The organism is Pedobacter sp. UYP1 (assembly GCF_040547305.1).
Taxonomy (GTDB): domain Bacteria; phylum Bacteroidota; class Bacteroidia; order Sphingobacteriales; family Sphingobacteriaceae; genus Pedobacter.
This window is the reverse complement of the sequence record NZ_JBEPPL010000004.1, coordinates 409,932-428,292: the sequence shown is the minus strand read 5'-3', so window position 1 is coordinate 428,292 and position 18,361 is coordinate 409,932. Positions and strand designations below refer to the sequence as shown.

Annotated in this window: 16 protein-coding genes and 1 riboswitch; of the genes, 6 read left to right on the top strand and 10 right to left on the bottom strand. The window is 40.2% G+C overall.

The features are described 5' to 3' along the window. Positions 1-3: 3 nt before the first annotated feature. On the bottom strand, positions 4-1,173 hold the full coding sequence (locus ABIB30_RS12000) for an aminotransferase class V-fold PLP-dependent enzyme (protein WP_354302311.1): 1,170 nt from the start codon (positions 1,171-1,173) through the stop codon (positions 4-6). 157 nt (positions 1,174-1,330) lie between these two features. Here ABIB30_RS12000 and ABIB30_RS11995 point away from each other — a divergent pair, with 157 nt between their 5' ends. Beyond that, on the top strand, positions 1,331-2,620 hold the full coding sequence (locus tag ABIB30_RS11995) for an acetyl-CoA hydrolase/transferase family protein (RefSeq protein WP_354302310.1): 1,290 nt from the start codon (positions 1,331-1,333) through the stop codon (positions 2,618-2,620). Between the two features lie 90 nt (positions 2,621-2,710). On the opposite strand, the gene ABIB30_RS11990 is transcribed toward ABIB30_RS11995, so the two are convergent. The 4 genes from ABIB30_RS11990 to ABIB30_RS11975 all read right to left on the bottom strand — a co-directional run bounded on the left by ABIB30_RS11990 (position 2,711) and on the right by ABIB30_RS11975 (position 6,417). Then, complete coding sequence (locus ABIB30_RS11990; RefSeq protein WP_354302308.1) at positions 2,711-3,277, bottom strand: helix-turn-helix domain-containing protein; 567 nt, start codon at positions 3,275-3,277, stop codon at positions 2,711-2,713. A 1-nt stretch (position 3,278) separates the two neighbouring features. Continuing rightward, the gene (locus ABIB30_RS11985; RefSeq protein ID WP_354302306.1) at positions 3,279-3,491 is read right to left on the bottom strand and encodes a heavy-metal-associated domain-containing protein; all 213 of its coding nucleotides are present in this window, start codon (positions 3,489-3,491) and stop codon (positions 3,279-3,281) included. A 52-nt stretch (positions 3,492-3,543) separates the two neighbouring features. After that, entirely contained in the window at positions 3,544-5,778 is a 2,235-nt protein-coding gene (locus ABIB30_RS11980; protein WP_354302304.1) for a heavy metal translocating P-type ATPase, read from the bottom strand. 69 nt (positions 5,779-5,847) lie between these two features. Next, complete coding sequence (locus tag ABIB30_RS11975) at positions 5,848-6,417, bottom strand: ORF6N domain-containing protein (protein WP_354302302.1); 570 nt, start codon at positions 6,415-6,417, stop codon at positions 5,848-5,850. Positions 6,418-6,576: 159 nt separating this feature from the next. On the opposite strand from ABIB30_RS11975, the gene ABIB30_RS11970 reads away from it, so the two are divergent. From ABIB30_RS11970 to ABIB30_RS11950, 5 genes are read left to right on the top strand one after another with little or no spacing between them, the layout of a single operon-like run. Then, positions 6,577-7,662: a hypothetical protein gene (locus ABIB30_RS11970; protein ID WP_354302300.1), complete on the top strand. Its 1,086-nt coding sequence runs from the start codon at positions 6,577-6,579 to the stop codon at positions 7,660-7,662. A 19-nt stretch (positions 7,663-7,681) separates the two neighbouring features. Beyond that, positions 7,682-8,254 (top strand): DUF4833 domain-containing protein, encoded by a 573-nt coding sequence (locus ABIB30_RS11965; RefSeq protein WP_354302298.1) that lies wholly within the window; start codon positions 7,682-7,684, stop codon positions 8,252-8,254. 22 nt (positions 8,255-8,276) lie between these two features. Then, positions 8,277-8,861, top strand: a complete 585-nt coding sequence (locus ABIB30_RS11960) for an RNA polymerase sigma-70 factor (protein WP_354302297.1) — start codon at positions 8,277-8,279, stop codon at positions 8,859-8,861. 1 nt (position 8,862) lies between these two features. Then, the gene (locus ABIB30_RS11955) at positions 8,863-9,831 is read left to right on the top strand and encodes a FecR domain-containing protein (protein ID WP_354302295.1); all 969 of its coding nucleotides are present in this window, start codon (positions 8,863-8,865) and stop codon (positions 9,829-9,831) included. Then, complete coding sequence (locus tag ABIB30_RS11950) at positions 9,831-11,570, top strand: STN and carboxypeptidase regulatory-like domain-containing protein (protein WP_354302294.1); 1,740 nt, start codon at positions 9,831-9,833, stop codon at positions 11,568-11,570. Before ABIB30_RS11955 ends, ABIB30_RS11950 begins: the two co-directional genes overlap by 1 nt. Positions 11,571-11,628: 58 nt before the next feature. On the opposite strand, the gene ABIB30_RS11945 is transcribed toward ABIB30_RS11950, so the two are convergent. From ABIB30_RS11945 to ABIB30_RS11925, 5 genes are all read right to left on the bottom strand, one after another. Next, complete coding sequence (locus tag ABIB30_RS11945) at positions 11,629-12,963, bottom strand: DUF5074 domain-containing protein (protein ID WP_354302292.1); 1,335 nt, start codon at positions 12,961-12,963, stop codon at positions 11,629-11,631. A gap of 15 nt (positions 12,964-12,978) precedes the next feature. Next, positions 12,979-13,878, bottom strand: coding sequence for a PKD domain-containing protein (locus ABIB30_RS11940; RefSeq protein ID WP_354302290.1), 900 nt, complete (start codon positions 13,876-13,878; stop codon positions 12,979-12,981). Between the two features lie 20 nt (positions 13,879-13,898). Next, the gene (locus ABIB30_RS11935; protein WP_354302288.1) at positions 13,899-15,035 is read right to left on the bottom strand and encodes a YncE family protein; all 1,137 of its coding nucleotides are present in this window, start codon (positions 15,033-15,035) and stop codon (positions 13,899-13,901) included. Positions 15,036-15,058: 23 nt separating this feature from the next. After that, positions 15,059-17,098, bottom strand: coding sequence for a TonB-dependent receptor plug domain-containing protein (locus ABIB30_RS11930; RefSeq protein WP_354302287.1), 2,040 nt, complete (start codon positions 17,096-17,098; stop codon positions 15,059-15,061). Between the two features lie 95 nt (positions 17,099-17,193). After that, a riboswitch (cobalamin riboswitch) is annotated at positions 17,194-17,384 on the bottom strand. Positions 17,385-17,424: 40 nt separating this feature from the next. After that, positions 17,425-18,306 carry a polyphosphate kinase 2 family protein gene (locus ABIB30_RS11925; protein WP_354302285.1) on the bottom strand — a complete coding sequence of 294 codons (882 nt, stop codon included), beginning with the start codon at positions 18,304-18,306 and terminating at the stop codon, positions 17,425-17,427. Between the last annotated feature and the right edge of the window lie 55 nt (positions 18,307-18,361).

Sequence of the window (18,361 nt, the reverse complement as noted above, 5' to 3'; positions counted from 1 at the left end):
CAATTAAAAATCCAAAATGGCGACAACTTTTTCTAATTCTTCAGCGGTATTAAAATAATGAGGCGAAAGACGGATTGCACTTTCTATGTTTTTCTTCGGAAAATCGATCATTGCAGAGCCTATAGAGGCAATAGAGAAATAAACATCATGCGCACGAAGGTGTTCTGCAATTTCTTCTGTGGTATGGTGATCCATGGTAAAAGTCAGGATACTGCTGACCCTTGATCCCCAATCTTGTAAATTCATCCCTTTTACTTCTTTTAATTGACTTCTGAATTGCGCCATCAAATCCGCATTATACTTCTCAATATTCGCCATTCCAACCTGATTGGCATATTTGACAGCCTCTTTAAGACCCAATCTGCCTGCAAGTGAAGATTCCCAGAATTCAAAGCGCTTAGCAGTAGGCTGCAGGGTATAATTGTCAACCGAAGTCCAGTCCCCACCAATCATATCAATAATCAATGGAGCTAAACCAGCTTCAAGAGCACGGTCAGATACAAAAAGAAGACCTGTACCACGTGGCCCGCGCAGGAATTTCCTTCCTGTAGCTGCCAGGAAATCACATCCTATTTCTTTGACATCGACTACCAGTTGCCCTACAGATTGGCAAGCATCAACCAGGTACCAGCAATCATATTTCCGGCAAATCGCTCCTACTTCTGCGGCTGCCTGTACTAGTCCTGAGTTGGTTGGAATATGCGTCAGCGCAACTAATTTTGGCCTATGCTGCTTAACTAATTCTTCAAATGCGACTAAATCAAGATCTCCATTAGCCAGATTACCCGCTCTGATGATGTCAATTCCAAAACGTTTCTTCAAAGAAAGAAAAGAGATTTGATTGGAGATATAATCATCATCTGTGGTCAGAATAACATCTCCGGCTTTAAATTCAATAGAAGAAATCGCCTTTGCATAAGCATCTGTAGCACTGTTCTGGAAAGATATATTGTCAGCAGTGCAGTTAAGTAGTTTAGCGGTTTCTGTATAGAACTCATCTACCCCGTTCTGGTTTAAAGAAGCAAGTGTATATCCTCCAATCTGAGCTTCTTCAGTCAGACTATCTATCATTTGATTAAATACGGTATCGGTCACTAATGAAGATCCCGCACTGTTCAGGAAAATTTTATCTGTACAACCTCTGGTTTCTTTTCTGATTGTGTTTAAATCCATTCTTTTATGAAAATTGATTGATATCTGTTAACAATATTTTATATCGGTAAAAGGTAATAAAAAACCTTTAAACCTAACCTACATCATTCCGGATATTGACAACAATCACACATTATCCCAGCTTATTTGTTCTAATTGCAGTTTAATAGAACAGCTTATGAGCCAACCAAAATATAGTAGTGCAGCAGATGCTGTGAAACACATCCAATCCGGACAGCGTGTATTCCTTCACGGCAGTGCAGCAACCCCGGTATTATTGATCAAAGCCCTTCAACAGCGGCATGCTGAGCTTAAAAATGTAGAATTGGTTAGTATTTCAACCCTGGGTGATGTAGATTTCAACAATCCTGAATGGCGTGGAAGCTTCTTTTTCAATTCCTTATTTACCTCAGCGAACACCCGTTCTGTTGTGAATAGTGCCAATGGCGATTATGTCCCAGTCTTTTTAAGTCAGATCCCGAAGCTCTTTAAAGAAGGATTCTTACCCCTTGATGTGGCTATAGTACAGGTTTCGCCACCCGATGTACACGGTTATTGTTCCTTGGGAACTTCTGTAGATATCGCAAGAGCAGCCGTTGATACGGCAAAACATGTCATTGCCCAGGTTAACCCGAATATGCCGCGTACGCACGGTGACGGCTATCTGCACAGCAGTAAAATAAACACGTTTGTGTGGCATGAATCGGTATTACCAGAAGTTGATTATTCAGCAAAAGTGAGCAGTGCAATGGTTACTATTGGTCAGCATATCGCCTCTTTAGTAGAAGACGGCGCGACCCTTCAGCTTGGAATAGGCGGCATCCCCGACCAGGTTTTAAAGAATTTAGGTAGCCATAAAAACCTTGGTTTGCACACAGAAATGTTGTCGGACGGCGTGATTCCACTCATACAAAATGGGATCATTAACAACAGTATGAACAAGATTAACAAGGGCAAATCCATCACCTCATTTATGATCGGAACGCGTAGACTTTACGATTTTGTAAATGATAATCCGAGTATCAGAGTGATGGATATTTCCTATGCAAATGACACAAGTGTGATCCGTCAAAACCCAAAAGTCACTGCTATAAACTCTGCCATTGAACTGGATTTAACAGGGCAGATTTGCGCTGATTCAATGGGAACTTTTCAATACTCAGGCATCGGCGGACAGATGGATTTTATCCACGGTGCGTCTCTGTCTCCAGGAGGAAAACCGATCATTGCGCTACCATCAATTACCTCAAAAGGGATCTCCAGAATTGTACCATTTTTAAAAGAAGGAGGTGGTGTAGTAACCACCCGCGGACATGTACATTGGGTGGTTACTGAGTATGGAAAAGTGAATCTTTTCGGGAAAAGTTTAAAGCAGCGCGCCAGGGCATTAATCGAGCTTGCACATCCGGATCACCGTGAAAACCTGGAGAGAAAATGCTTTGAAAGGTTCGAAACTTCTTTCGAATAGCAACATTTCAATATAAATAAAATACTAATATTCAAACTATAACAAAAATCAACTAATCAAAAGATTAAGTATAAACTTAAAATCCAGAGATTAGTTGATTTGATCTAAAGGTTTCCGGTCACCGCTTGGCTGAGCCTTATATTTACTCGGTGTAAGCCCGGTTACAGCCTTGAATTGTGTAGACAAATGAGCGCTGCTGCTATAGCCCATCTGGTAAGCAATCTCATTCAGATTGAGCTCACCATACTCCAGCAATTCCTTCACTCTTGTCACCTTTTGCTGAATAATATATTTCTCAATTGTGATCCCCTCGACATCAGAAAACAGCCTGCTGAGGTAAACATATTCCTTGTTTAATTTCTCTGCAATTACGCTCATCAGACTCTGCTTCAATTCGAATAGGTTCGAGTAATGAACCAGCTCAATCACCTGAGTCTTTACTTGCTCCACAAGCTGATCTTTATCTTTGTCGATCAGCTCAAAACCAAGCACCTGGAAGGCCGCTGAGATATCCTGTAGTTTCGCCGGATCTGGCTCCGGCGAAACAGTCACTCTTCCCAATGAAATCTCATTCACAGCGAAGCCAAGATTTTCCAGCTGTTGTCTGACGATCAGAATGCACCGGTCGCAGACCATATTTTTAATATGCAGCTGCATATCAGATTAACTCCCCCTGGAAGCCAGCCTTTTTTAAAGTCTCCTCAATTTCTTTCTGCAAGTTCTCAGCATCACCAGTAACGGTAAGAACTTTATCAGCTACATCAGTATCCACCTTCCACTGCTCAAGACCATCCATTGCATTCAAATGAGGAGTTACCGTAGCAACACATCCACCACATTTAATATTCGTTTTAAATTTCAGAGTTTCCATAATATTGATTTTTAATAGTGTCCATTCATTAATCAGGACTTGTGTTTTAAAATTAGTTTAATTTAGTCAATTTCAACCTGAGGCTGTTTCCCACTACAGAAACCGAGCTTAATGCCATAGCCGCTCCTGCAATCATCGGATTCAGCAGGAACCCATTTAGCGGATATAATATTCCCGCAGCCAGAGGAATGCCTATCAGGTTGTATATAAACGCCCAGAATAAATTCTGGCGTATTGTTCTTACCGTAGCTTTTGAGAGCTTCAGCGCCTTAGAAACCTGCCTTAAATCAGAAGATATCAAAGTTAGCTTGGCTACATCAATTGCAATATCAGATCCCCTGCCCATTGCAATCGAAAGATCTGCCTGAGCCAACGCCTGGCTATCATTGATGCCATCACCTATCATGGCTACGATTTTGCCCTCTTGCTGCAGGCTTTTGACAAAATCCGCCTTTTCTGAAGGAAGCACGTCTGCCTTATAGTTTAAAATCCCAGCCTGTTTCGCAATTGCAGCCGCTGTAAAGGCATTATCTCCCGTCAGCATATAAACTGTTATCCCTTGTGCCTGCAGCTCTTCTACAGCCTGCTTTGAGCCCGTCTTAATCTGATCGGAAATTGCGACTACCGCAAGCACCTGTCTGGTACTTGCAAAAAAGATCACAGTCCTGGCTTCCTGCTGAAATTGATGAACGACCTCTTTTATTTTTGCGGGCAGTTCTCCATGCGCTTCAGTTAAAATCTTATGACTTCCCGCAAAATAGGTTTCCCCATTAAAAACAGCCGCTACTCCTTTTCCCGTCAAACTTTTAAAATCAGTAATCGAAGCGCCTTTAACACCAGCCTCTTTGATATAACTCACTACAGCTTCAGCCAGCGGATGTTCAGACTGCTGCTCCATTGCAAGGAAAACACTTAGCATTTCACCCGGGTCTGAAACCTCATTATCAACCCATTCAATACCTGTAACTAAAGGCTTACCTTCAGTAATCGTACCCGTTTTGTCTAAAATAACCGTATCCACTTTATAACCCGATTCCAATGCTTCCGCATCTTTAATCAGTATTCCGTGCTCAGCTCCCTTACCAATTCCAACCATAATTGCTGTTGGAGTAGCTAGTCCTAAAGCACAAGGGCATGCAATCACCAACACCGTAACCATAGCCATCAAGCCCTGGCTCAATTTATATTCTCCACCAAACAGCAGCCATACCCCCAAAGTACAAACCGCAATAAAAAGAACTATCGGAACAAATATACCAGCAATCTTATCCACCAATTTCTGAACCGGGGCTTTTGATCCCTGCGCATCCTGAACTAACTTAATGATCTGTGCTAATAAAGTTTCCGCACCAACTTTCTCCGCACGGAACTTAAAACTCCCTTTCTGATTGATCGTCCCTGCAAAAACCTGCGCACCCGCCTCCTTCAATACCGCTACCGGCTCTCCGCTGATCATACTTTCATCTACATACGAATGACCTTCATCCAGCACACCATCCACCGGAATTTTATCACCGGGCTTCACTAGTAACCGGTCGCCGGCCTTAACAGCTGACACCGCTATTTCCTGTTCCCCATCTTCAGTAACCAGCATCACGGTTTTTGGCTGTAACCCAATCAGCTTCTTAATTGCAGAAGAGGTATTTGATTTCGCATTCTCTTCCAAAAGCTTACCCAGCATAATAAAAACAATCACTACAGCTGCCGCCTCATAATATACATGAGGATGAATCCCTTTAGCATGCCAGAAATCAGCAAAAAAGGTATTAAAGACACTAAACAGGTAAGAAATACCTGTACTCAATGCAACCAGGCTATCCATATTTGCCCGGCCATGCTGCGCCTGTTTATAAGCATTAATAAAAAAATCCTTTCCAAACACAAACAAAACCGGAGTCGTTAAAGCGAGCATATAATAATTCGCATACGGGATATCCATTAAAAACATTCCGATAATCACGACCGGCAATGTCAGTAATCCAGCCAGAATAGTCTTTCTTTTCAAAGCATTATAATTCTGCTGTTGCACCTCCTCCTGCTTTTCCTTTCCATTCAGTGTATCCAGAATCAGGTCATATCCCACAGATTGTACTGCTGCCTGAAACTGTTCCGGCGTAATTTTACCTGGCTCATAACTGACCTTTACCTGTTGTGTAGCATAATTTACTTCGGCACTTTGAACACCATCCTGCGCTTCAATCATAGACTGCACACTAGAAGCACAACCCGCACAGGTCATACCTAGCACAGGAAGGGAAATGGTTTGTATGTTCTTTAAATCTGACATCTTTCTTAAATATGATACAAAGATAGGCCCTACCCTACCCAAAGACTTACATCATTTTGTTATAAAATTTCATAATTCGGCATCCTGAGACTTTACAGACCCGGATTTACTCTTTCTTTTAAATCCAATTTCCTCACGCGGCTTATCCTCTTTTTCAATAAACTTATTCAGATAAGTAAACAACACTTCTATCTTCTGATCCTGCTTCAGTAATTTCTTTTCCACCTGCTCTACTAATAAAGAAACATCCTTATGCAACAATAGCATCTCACGAATCCGTGTATAAATCCTGATGATCTGTATATTCACATGGATAGCCCTTTCGCTGCTCAACACACAAGACAACATCGTAACTCCCTGCTCAGTAAAACAAAAAGGCATATACCGTGACCCTCCCCAATTAAAACTTGAGGTCACAAATTGTGACCTCAAGTTTTCCAGCTCATCTTTATTCATCTCAAACATAAAATCTTCTGGAAAACGGGGGATATTACGTCTTACAGCCTGCTTCAGCACTTTAGTCTCCACACCATACAACTCCGCCAGGTCTCTGTCCAGCATAATCTTCTGCTCACGAACTACATAAATCTTGTTCATCACCACCTCATCAGGTATAACTATTGTGCTTAATATCCCCATTAACAAATTTAATCCGGTATATACTCAACCTGGTTATTTATTTTATCAAACCCAGATGGAGGTAAAAATCTGTGATCTCCATTAATTTAAATAAAAAACTTTCAAACCCGCGTAAGGGTAAACCTTCATCACGTTGTCCCTAGATTAAACAGCAACTATATGAACATAAAACCTTACACACGCACCTTGCTAAAAACCATTACCCTAACTCTTTTAACAACTACACTATATGCTCAAACAAAACCATCCAGAACCCATATCGGTTTAATCTACCCCTTAAGCAGCAACGGAAAACACGCCCCGCTAGACAGCAATACCTTTTCCCTGAACCTCATTGCCAGCGTTTCCGCAGCAGAAGATGGCTTTACACTTGCCGGAGTAACCAACCTCATTCACCACAACTCCAAAGGTGTTCAGATTGCAGGCTTCTCTAACCACATCGGCCAAAAAGCACAAGGCGTAAGAGTAGCCGGGTTCATGAACCACTCCGGAGAAAGCGAAGGCGCATCAGTTGCTGGTTTCCTCAACAAAGCAGACGACATGAAAGGCGCACAAATAGCCGGCTTTATGAATCTTGCAAAAACCTCAGACGGATTTCAGGTTGCCGGGTTCGCAAACATTGCTCAGGACATTAAAGGGATACAAGTTGCAGGTTTTATGAACAAAGCCAAAAATACCTCCTCACAAATTGCAGGATTCATGAACATCGCGAAAAAAGTCAAAGGCGTACAAGTAGCCGCCTTCCTGAACATAGCCGATAGCTCCGACTACCCAATCGGCTTTATTAACCTCATTAAAAACGGAGAAAAAAGTATCGCTATAACTGTTGATGACAACCTCACCACCCTGGTATCCTTCAGATCAGGAGGAAGAATACTTTACGGAATCCTTGGAATAGGCTATAATTTCAAAAACAAAAAAGAAATATACGCAGCCGAAGCAGGTATGGGCGCACACGTTTACACCTCTCAGGCCTTTCGCTTAAACCTGGAACTAGCCGGCCTTACCCTGCAAGACTTCAAAGCCGGAGAATACTTTAAATCTTCCATCAGGATTCTGCCCGCATTTAAAATCACACCTCACCTGGAAATCTTTGGAGGCCCAACTTTCAACTATGTCAACACAAATACAGAAGAAGGAAGAAAATTAACAGAGAAATTTATCTCCAAATGGGAAAGTAAAAACGGCAACAGAATACAAGGAATCTATGCAGGCTATACCGCCGGTGTACAGTACGTATTCTAAATATAACAAATTTAAACCTATGACCTCACTCCACAAAGCCCTTAAAACTACTCAACTCCTATTACTGGTTCTGCTGGCGGTGGTCAACCCCTTAAGTGCACAGCCAGCAGATGAAATAAAACATCCCCGAATAGAGAATCTGTTATTCTTCGTCCAGAAAAACCCGGATGCCAATACAGTAATCTACGAATTGAACCTTAACAAAGATGGTACAATTTGCACGCAGGCCCCAGTTAAAGTTTCCTGGATCAAATACGCCGAAGACGGAAAACGAGAAGAACTCAGCAACATAGAAAAGAAATACGTTTATGGTGTGCAAAGTCAGGACCTTGGGAATGATGAATATGAAATCCATTTAATGGCCTGCACCAAATTACCCTTATACCTGAAGCGCTCTCAAACCGACAACAAGTACAAAATCTATATTAAAGATGAAGACACTCACTATCTACTAAAAAGAGCATTTATCAAACTCGACAGATGTTCCTTTTGGTATCCAAAAGTGCAATACATTGATCTGGTTGCCGTTGATACAGCAAATGGAAGGGAGATTTTACGAAGAATTAATATCGGATCACAAGCAGAATTCTAATATATTTGAAGAGACATAAAACGTGAATTTAACATACCCTGTGAGCTATACCGCACCTATAATTTACGATGACGCAGCCTTTGAACAACTGTTTAAAGCACACTACAAGGCATTACATGTCTATGTAAACACCATGATCCGTGATGAGGAAATGGCAGAAGAAATAGTACAGAACAGATTTATGAAATTCTGGGAAAAACGGGAACTGCTGGATATACAAACTTCCGTTAAAGCCTATTTATATAAATGCGTTCACAATGACACTTTGAATTTTCTGAAGCATGAAAAAGTAAAAACACGCCATCAGAATTTCACAATGCATTCCACTGCCGAAAGTGAACCCGCTTCACACCGGGTAGAATTAAATGAACTAGCTTCCAAAATTCATGGAGCTATGGAAGATTTACCCGAACAATGCCGGCTTATATTTCACATGAGCAGGTTTGAAGAGTTAAAATACAGAGAAATCGCAGACCAGCTGGGGCTCTCTATTAAAACCGTAGAAACCCAAATGGGTAAAGCATTAAGAATATTACGCTTAAAACTGGTCGATTTTTTAGTTCTCCTTTTATTGGGAGTATGGTTTTACAAGGATTTTTTGAATTAAGATGAGCGATAGAGATGAACTTTTAATAAAATACTTATTAAACGAAACCAGTACGGAAGAAAACACTGAAGTACTGCAATGGATAGCTGAAGATCCAGCTAATAAGGAATATTACAACCAATTTAAAAAGATTTGGGATACGAGTAAAGTACTGGAATCAAAAAGTGCCATAGACGAAGATCAGGCCTGGAAGAACTTTAAAGCTAAAGTAACCCCTTCAAATCAACAGGAAGCTAAAGTTGTTCCATTGCGTTATAAATATGGATGGCTAAAAATTGCAGCTGTATTTCTCATAGCCGCAGGTATATGGAGCACCTACCACATTTTTAGCGCTGCAGATTATATATCGGTCGGTGCCGGAAAAGAAGTCCTGGTCAAAACACTTCCCGACGGATCAACCATCACAATGAATAGAAACTCTTTACTAAGTTTTGCCAGTAACTTCAAAGATCACCGGGCAATTCGTATGCAAAAAGGAGAAATATTCTTTAAGGTGACACCAAATAAAGAGAAGCCATTTATTATTGACGTAGAAAAAGTAAAAATAAAAGTAGTCGGTACTTCTTTCAATGTGAAATATCTGAATGAACAAACAGAAGTTATCGTAGAAACTGGAACCGTTAAGGTGAGCATCAGCGGCGCTGATGTTGAATTGCACAAAGGAGAGAAAGTGATCGTCAAAAATGGTACTGCTGAATTGAAAAAAGAGATCAATACTGATCAACTTTATACTTTCTACCGGAACAAGATCTTGATCCTGAACAATACTCCGCTGTCAAAAGTTATAGAAACATTAAATGAAGCTTACCAGGTAAATATTGTTATTGAAGATCCACAAATCAAAAACCTGCTCTTGACCACTACTTTTCCAGAAGATTCACTAGACCATATTTTACAAACTATCTGTGAAACTTTTAATATTAAACAAGTACACAGCGAGGGCAAAATCCTGTTGGTAAACAAATCATAATGAACAGGAAATTACTTTTACTGTGCTTTTTATCGCTCATCACCTGTAAAATCTATGCGCAGCAGGACGCTGAAAACTTATCCAGACGCGTCACCATCAAGGTGAAAAATCAAAAGATTGCCGAAGTACTCACTCAGATCAGTACTTCCGGCAATTTTTACTTTTCTTACCAGGGTAACTTATTCAATACCGACAGCCTCGTTAATGTTTCCGTTCGAAATACCCCCGTAAGAACCATTCTTGACCAGTTATTCAGAGGCAAAATAGATTATAAAGAAAACGGGCAGCATATTATTCTGCGTTCAGCAAACTTGCGCCTCACCATAGAACCCGACAATATTACCACGGCCGAACGATTATACCTGATTAGCGGATATGTGATCGACACTAAAACAGGCGCCAAAGTCAAACAGGCCAGTGTCTACGAAAAAAGATTACTTCAATCTACCTTAACCAATAACGATGGATATTTTAAACTCCGTTTCAAGGGTGATTATAATGAAGTAATCCTCACCGCCAGCAAAGAGGCCTACCGTGATACGACGCTGATCTTCCTGTCTAATATCACAATCAAACCTCAAGGTTATGAAGACACGTCTTCGACACGTAAAAGCAAAGTAAGCAACCTGGTAGAAAACATGGGCATCGGAAGGTTCTTCGTTTCTTCCAGGCAAAGGTTACAGAGTTTAAACCTCTCGGGCTTTCTGGCCAACAGTCCGTTTCAAGCCTCTCTGACCCCAGGTTTAAGCTCTCACGGGATGATGAGCTCGCAAGTGATCAACAAAGCTTCCTTCAATATATTAGGAGGATATTCAGCAGGACTGGATGGTCTTGAAATGGCAGGTTTATTCAATATGGATAAAACAGATGTAGGCATGATACAGATAGCAGGCCTGTTTAATATTGTCGGCGGGTCTGTCAAAGGCTTACAAATGGCAGGCGCCGTAAACTCAGTTATCGGAAATGTTGATGGGATGCAAGCTGGGGGCCTGGTCAATTCTGTCCGTGGTCATACTACTGGTCTGCAAATGGCCGGAGTAATGAATCTGGTTAAAGGAGATTTGCATGGATTTCAAGCTGCCGGATTATATAACTATACCCGCAAAGATTTTAATGGACTACAAATGGCCGGTGCAGTGAATATAGCTAACGGAACTTTAAAAGGCGCACAAATTGCTGGATTATTTAATTATGCAAAAAACGTGAAAGGCGTACAGTTTGGGTTGGTAAATGTTGCCGATAGCTCTTCGGGTTATAGCATTGGCCTGATCAACATCGTTAAAAAGAATGGCTATCATAAAATCAGTTTGTCCAGTAATGAGCTCATTAATGCCAATCTCAGTATCAAAACAGGCACTAAAAAACTCTACACGATCCTGATGGCCGGAAGGAATATTTCAGATACTGCAAAAATTTCTTCTGTAGGTTTTGGATTCGGACATGAAATACAACTGAATGAAAAATTGGCTATAGGGGCCGAATATCTTTCTCAATTTATTTCTACAGGTAAATGGTCTGAGTCTTCTAACCTCAATAAACTACAGCTCAACTTACAGTACAAAATAGCGAAGGGACTAGCTATTTTCGGTGGCCCCTCCTACTCTATTTACGGCACAGACCATCCACAAGGATCTGGTGTAAAAGGCTTTAAACAGCAAATACCACCCAGTTATGCGCACGCATTCAATAACACAACCAGTGGTTGGTTAGGCTGGAATATAGGAATCACTTTATTTTAAAAACCCCCTTTACCATCAAGGTAAAAGGGGTAACAACACACACACAAGATTTTATGATCTATTGATGGGCTACAATCACCGAAGGGAAATAATAGCCACTATAAGAAACTGTCTTTTTAATAGCAGCCGTTATTGGATTATAGAAATACAAGTTGTTTACACTAAAGTTTTCTCCAAAGCCTGACTGTACCGTACTTACCAATAACTGATCCAACTTTGCATTATAGCTTAAACCAGCACCATAAAGTATCTTACCTGTAGGTAACGTTAAAAACGGAGCTTGCAGAGAAGCATCACTTCCAGGGATATATTTATAGATAGTTGTACCACCACTAAAAGATCCGTTTTTGGCTAAGAAAACTGCATTCTCTTTGGTAGAAGCCGTAATAGACCCAGGATGCCATGCGCCCCATGAACCAAAGACTGTAAAAGGAACTGTAATGGCTTCAACATCCAGCGAAGAACTGATTTTAAACAGCTTAGTACCACCTGCAGCCCAGATATTTCCATCTATAGTGCGGGTAAAACCAACAGAAGCACCAGCAATCTTTTTCACTACCGTATTGTCCGCAGCTTTCAAAATAACTACACCATCGGTTGAAGAAAGCACAAAAATATAATCACCTTGTTTGATCATATCGCCAACCTGACCGCCTATACCGTCAATACTACGGCCAATAGCCAATGTATTTAAGTCAACCGGGAATACTCCTTTGCCAGAGCTTAAAAGTCCTTTAGTATCATTAATACCCACAAATGAACGCCAATCATTGCCACCCTGACTCGGTATACGGGCCAGTTCTTTCATATTGTATTCATCAGTAACTACCATTGGCCCTCCTACTTTGGAAACCAGGTAAAACTTGTTTTTAAAAACAACACCAGATTGCAAGGTAGAAGATACTGGGTTCAGATCTTTGGTTGGATTTTCTTTCACAAAGATGCTGTCTTCCATTTTATTGGTATTGTAACGGTAAAAACTAACCGTTCCTGTTCCATGTCCAAACCAGCCTTCATTCACGATATAAAAACCATTTTCATATTTATCCCAAACATGGATCTGGTAATCAACAGTAACCTCACCACCAGCAGTAGCAGCTTTAAAGCTCACCTTAAAGTCTCCTTTATTTACCGCTTTAAAAGTAAATACAGAATCAGATCCGGTACGTACACCATTCACCGTCCAGCTGTAAATTGCATTTTTAGCATTCGCAAGCTTTGGGTGCAATAACAAGGTATCACTAACTGTAACAGAATCCTTTCCATTATTCTTTAAAGACTCTGTAGTCTGTGGCTGTAGCAAAAGTGCTTTTTCATTGTCTTTTTTACAAGAAGCGATAGCCAGCATGGATAGACCGGCAAACAAATAGGGTATTGATTTTTTAAAATTCATTGGTTTTATTAATTGTTAATTTAAATCTGCGGCGCCTCTTACCTCGGTAGAAATCTCGCCTAACATCGTATTGCCTTTTTCATTCTGTCCCGTATACACCTTTACGAAGTCGATTTTTGCTAAAGTAACTGGCTGACCAGCACTATTTACAGCCCATGAAATATCGAATGAATTGTATTGATTAGTTTCAAAATTGTCACCGGTTGACCAGCTATCTGTATAACCATAGCTAAATGCGCGGTTCACATAAATATCACCCTGCATACCCCAGGTAGACTTTAGCTTTGTTCCTGTAAAGGTTGTACTAGTCTGATTTGGTGCAAATAATGGATAATAATTATGTCTATGGAACTGATTTACTTCCACTTGTCCTGATCCTCCCTGGTTATCTGTCCAGTTTACATTTGCTGTAGCATTAGGATTGGTATAAGTGATCTGGTAATTTTTAATTGTACCCACGGCATTGTATTCACTACCCGCAAGCTCATACCATGCATCATCTGGTAAACCATTACCATTTACATCCTGACTAACCATTACGATTCCAGGTTCCGACCATTGTAATACTGGGCCTAAAGGATTACCATAGATAGCAAGATCGTAGCCTTGTTTATTGATAATCGAATGATCAAATCCGAAAACGATATAACCACCATAGCCACCTAAAGAGACCATACCTGTTTGGCTTACATCACCAATTATACGTTGTGCACCAGCTAAACTACCCAGGCTTTCATTGATAAACTGTCCTGGAGCAGGTAGATATTCAAATACTCTGGAGATGAATTTACTGTTGACAGCAGTAGTTTCTTTTCCAGGTGTTAATCCGTTGGTTTCACTTCCATCTTTTTTACATCCCGCAAATACAGCTGCACCCATCAGTGCAATTAAAAAGGATTTTAAATTTGTGTTCATAGTTTTATCTGGTTGATTGGTTAATAAACAAAAGCAAAATGTGCAGGAATATCACCTGTGGTTACTTCAAACTTCTTTATGCCTGAAGGACTAAAGCCATATAAAGTACCAGGAGAAACATAATCCTTCGCATCAGTTACATATACATCTTTAGTAATCGGGTTAACGGCAATTCCATAGGGAATTGTTATTTTTTCATTCGTACCATCGGTAATGAAACTTTTACTCAATGGGGTCTCTGTTTTCACATCAAGCATTCCATAAGTAATTTTATTTTCACCTGTTTCATAACTATATTCAGTACTATAGTAATAAGCAAGATCATCATCGATTACGATTTCACTAACTCCTATATCAAATGATTTTTTCACCTTTTCAGTCTGGGTATCGATCACGAAAAGTTTAGAAGGTATATTCATGTAATCCCCTCTTGAACTCACGTATAAATCACCATACTTATCAGCTTTGAGGCGGTGAAGATTAATAGCCACATCGATTTTATTCGTTACCTGAAAGCTATTCAGATCAATCACAGAAACAGTTCTTTCATAATTTTTAGCACTGTAACCGCCAGAATTGGCAACAAATAATTTACCTCTCACTACGGCCAGTTCTTCTGGCTGACGGCCAACTTCAACGCGTCTTTTTTCGGTAAGTGTTGCCGTATCGATCTCAATCACAACCCCGTTACCTGCAGTAGGATCACCTAAAGTACCTAAGTAGGCACTTGCATAACCTTTGCCCTTATAGAAAGTGATGTACCTGCAATTGGTGAATGGAATCTGACCGATTTTTTTACCAGTTTTAGCATTTAAAACCTCTATTTTATTAGAAAGATTCACAACTACGTATACTTTAGAACCATATACACCGATATCATTACCCACATCGCCCAAGCCCTTAACGATTTCAGGATTGGCCTGGTTATAGATATTCCGGCTATAGTAACCAGAAGAAAAATCAAGGTAATCCAATGAGGCTTTATTCATATTCATATTGCCTTCATTGAGCAGATAAAGGCCTTTTACAGGACCAGATGGTGTTGGTTCCAGTATTTCGACTTGTTCAGGAGCCGGCTGGGGGTCCTTCCTGCACGAAAACAGGGATGCTGACACCATAACGGCCAGTGATAAACGATAAAGGAGCTGTTTTTTCATGTTTGATTATTTAAGGTTATATTTTAATAAGAGTAAGCTATGGTGAAACGGTAAGAGCGGCCGGGCATCGGAAAATTGGCAATCACATCGTAATATTGATTCAGGAAGTTGCTTACTTCGGCAGAAAAACGAATGCGGTCATGCTTCAACACTTTGGTATAATGAAAGGCAATATCATGCGTATACCAGGCAGGTACATAGTTATATACATTATTGGATCCCTGATTAAACCGTTGACCAACATAGATATAACTATAATTCATGGCCAGGTTTTTCCAGTCAGCGCCCAAAATAAAAGAACCACTGTTGACAGGTGTGTATACGATCTGATTTCTATAATTCAAGTTCTTATCCGTTACGTTCAGTGCTTGCTGATAAGTATAAGTTAACCCGGTAGTCAAGGAAAGATCCGTGGCGATATTCCATGCGGTCTGTACATTCACATCCAACCCTTTAATTTCTACCCTGCCTAAGTTTTGCATGCTCCAGCGGAAAAGGTTTGCGCTGGGTACAGCAACAATTTTGTCTTTTACCTTATTGTAATAAGCGTCAGTTTGAATCGATATTTGTTGTAATCTCTGTCCTTTAAATGTCTTGATATAGGTCAGTCCCAGATCATATTGTTTGGTATATTCTGGTTTGAGCAATGTATTTCCGATAGCGGTATAATACAAATCGTTAAAAGTAGGCATACGAAAAATGCTCTTGTAAAAACCGCGTATACGGAATTCCTTCAAGTTGTCAAATGGCTGCCATGAAACCATTACTGTAGGCGTAAGTTCATTTTTGTTTCCCGCAGAAAAAAACTGTTTTACTTTATCATTTACATAAGTGCTCAGTAAATTGGCCTGCACATCTATTCTCTCAAAATGGATTTGAGTAGCTAATGCTGTCAAAAAGGTATTTCTGGTGGGATAAGCAAAGTAGTCAAGATTTGCATCCAGCGTGTTATACTGATAATCACCAGATAAAACCACATCCCAGAACGAATTGATTTTATAGCGGTTGGTCAGTGACAAATAAAGCTCCCGCTGTTTGAATCTGTTATCCAGGAATCCATCGTCTTTAACAAAATCCGGATCCAGATACCGCACATAATCTTGTGCATATTTTGCCGAGGCCATCAAGTTATATCTACCCGCCTCTTTTTTATAGCTGGACTGAACAAAAAAGCTCTCATTCCATAAGCGCTGAGTGAAGTCATATCTATTGCTGACAATTGCACCAGGCAATCCCTGATGATCTTTATAGTAATATACTTTGGCTGCCCAAACACTACTGTCTTGCAATTTGCCATTCAATCCTGCCTCTAAACGCATCGTTTCGATGTCGGCATTCTTTCTTACAAATGTGCTGTCATAAACTCCATTGGTATACCTGAACTTATAGCGCCCATTAGCATTTTTATATTCTGTACTCAAAGAAGCCGAAATGGCATTGCTGATTTTATGCTGCCACAACATGCTTGGATTAATCAGCCCAAATGAGCCTCCTTTAACAGAAGCTTTAACATGATCGGTTTGCCCATTTTCAAATTCAAGATGTTTAGCGTTCAGGTATAGAGAACTTCCGGAGGCGAAACCTCTTGCAGATTGGAAAATGGTACTCTTCTGTCCATTATAAAGTTCTATTTCTTCGATATTGTCTAAGGAAAACTTGCCCAGATCGACTTGCCCGTTTTGTGCGTTTCCTAATTGTACACCATCATAAAATACGGCAGTGTGATTAGTTCCCATACTTCTGACGTTTATCGTCTTTAAACCTCCTATCCCTCCGTAATCTTTCAATTGTACACCAGAGAAAAACCGGATCGCATCTGCAACCGATAAACTGTTTAATCTTTCGAGATCTTTACCGGATAAAATTTGTAATGGGGACGCAGAAAGCTGGCGTTTGCCAAGTTTTATAGCACGAATAGAAACTTCTTTCAGCTCATTCGCCTTTTTTACGGAGTCGGTTTGTGCTGAAGAACTAAAGGGCACAAAAACCCCAAGCCATAGTATAGCAGAAAAGCCGAAAAAAGAATTACAGATGCCATCAAAGGCAAATTTTCTTTTAGTCATTTTGTTGTGAGGGTTACCCACAGCAAACAGCAGATTAAGGAAATGATTACGTCAATAAAAAGCACTCACCCCTAGCTTCAATCCCCGAAAGCTATGAAATTATAAGGCTAGAGGCAGGTCTTCTGACTTACTCCCGGATATTCATGCCTTCCCCATATTTATAACATGAGTGGCTGGATACGAATTCCGTTTAGGAGCTTACAGCTGCGGGACAGTTATGGATTTACACCATATTCCCTTTTAATCCAGATCGTTGAGATCAGGAACCAAAAGCGACGCAAAGTTATTAAAATAAGCGACATAGCATGACATGCTATTTAATTTTTTTACTCCTCCCCCATTAATTTTTTCTTGTACCCTTCTAATTTTTCCATTTCCTCAGCGGGCAGTACAGGATATTTGAGTTTCATCCCTTTGAAAGTTTCTTCAAGGATCTGGCTGATGGTCAAACGGGCGAACCATTTTTTATCAGCCGGGATAATATACCAGGGTGCATTTTTAGTCGATGTTTCTGTAATCGCATCTTCGTAAGCTACCATATAATCTTTCCAGAGTGCTCTTTCAGCAATATCTGCAGAAGAGAACTTCCAGTTTTTTGAAAGATCATTTATTCTGTCCAGAAAACGCACTTTTTGTTCTTCCTCTGAAACATAAAGAAAGAACTTAAGAATTATCGTTCCATTCTCAGTCAGTTGTTTCTCGAAATTACGAATGCTTTCATACCGCGCTTTCCAAAAGTTTTTATCTACTTTTTTAACATCCTCATAACCCGGAATTCTTTCATTTAATATATATTCAGGATGAACCTTACAAACGAGTACATTCTCATAATGTGACCGGTTATGAATACCAATCCGCCCTCTTTGTGGCAACGCTAAATAGTGCCTCCATAAAAAGTCATGTGCATATTCATTAGCATTAGGCGTTTTAAAACTAAATACCTGGCAACCCTGTGGATTTAAACCAGACATCACATGCGAGATTGCACTATCCTTTCCTGCGGCATCCATCGCCTGAAAAATGATCAGTACTGAATGTGAATTTTCAGCATATAATGTTTCCTGATGATTGCTTAATTTCTCCTTTACAGAGGCAAGTGTAGCCTTACCAACCTTCTTACCCAGGTCTCCATTATAATGGGTACTGTAGTCTTTTAACTTTATCTTTTGACCTGCGGGCGCTAAAAAGCGGTTGGTTTCTTTACTCATGGATTGTATCATTTAAATCGCATCTGATCAGACGGGATTTCAATTTACCAAAAAT

Bases quoted from the DNA above. Each gene is read 5' to 3' on its own strand.
- ABIB30_RS12000 (WP_354302311.1), bottom strand. From the start codon at position 1,173: ATGGATTTAAACACAATCAGAAAAGAAACCAGAGGTTGTACAGATAAA.
- ABIB30_RS11995 (WP_354302310.1), top strand. From the start codon at position 1,331: ATGAGCCAACCAAAATATAGTAGTGCAGCAGATGCTGTGAAACACATC.
- ABIB30_RS11990 (WP_354302308.1), bottom strand. From the start codon at position 3,277: ATGCAGCTGCATATTAAAAATATGGTCTGCGACCGGTGCATTCTGATC.
- ABIB30_RS11985 (WP_354302306.1), bottom strand. From the start codon at position 3,491: ATGGAAACTCTGAAATTTAAAACGAATATTAAATGTGGTGGATGTGTT.
- ABIB30_RS11980 (WP_354302304.1), bottom strand. From the start codon at position 5,778: ATGTCAGATTTAAAGAACATACAAACCATTTCCCTTCCTGTGCTAGGT.
- ABIB30_RS11975 (WP_354302302.1), bottom strand. From the start codon at position 6,417: ATGGGGATATTAAGCACAATAGTTATACCTGATGAGGTGGTGATGAAC.
- ABIB30_RS11970 (WP_354302300.1), top strand. From the start codon at position 6,577: ATGAACATAAAACCTTACACACGCACCTTGCTAAAAACCATTACCCTA.
- ABIB30_RS11965 (WP_354302298.1), top strand. From the start codon at position 7,682: ATGACCTCACTCCACAAAGCCCTTAAAACTACTCAACTCCTATTACTG.
- ABIB30_RS11955 (WP_354302295.1), top strand. From the start codon at position 8,863: ATGAGCGATAGAGATGAACTTTTAATAAAATACTTATTAAACGAAACC.
- ABIB30_RS11950 (WP_354302294.1), top strand. From the start codon at position 9,831: ATGAACAGGAAATTACTTTTACTGTGCTTTTTATCGCTCATCACCTGT.
- ABIB30_RS11945 (WP_354302292.1), bottom strand. From the start codon at position 12,963: ATGAATTTTAAAAAATCAATACCCTATTTGTTTGCCGGTCTATCCATG.
- ABIB30_RS11940 (WP_354302290.1), bottom strand. From the start codon at position 13,878: ATGAACACAAATTTAAAATCCTTTTTAATTGCACTGATGGGTGCAGCT.
- ABIB30_RS11935 (WP_354302288.1), bottom strand. From the start codon at position 15,035: ATGAAAAAACAGCTCCTTTATCGTTTATCACTGGCCGTTATGGTGTCA.
- ABIB30_RS11930 (WP_354302287.1), bottom strand. From the start codon at position 17,098: ATGACTAAAAGAAAATTTGCCTTTGATGGCATCTGTAATTCTTTTTTC.
- ABIB30_RS11925 (WP_354302285.1), bottom strand. From the start codon at position 18,306: ATGAGTAAAGAAACCAACCGCTTTTTAGCGCCCGCAGGTCAAAAGATA.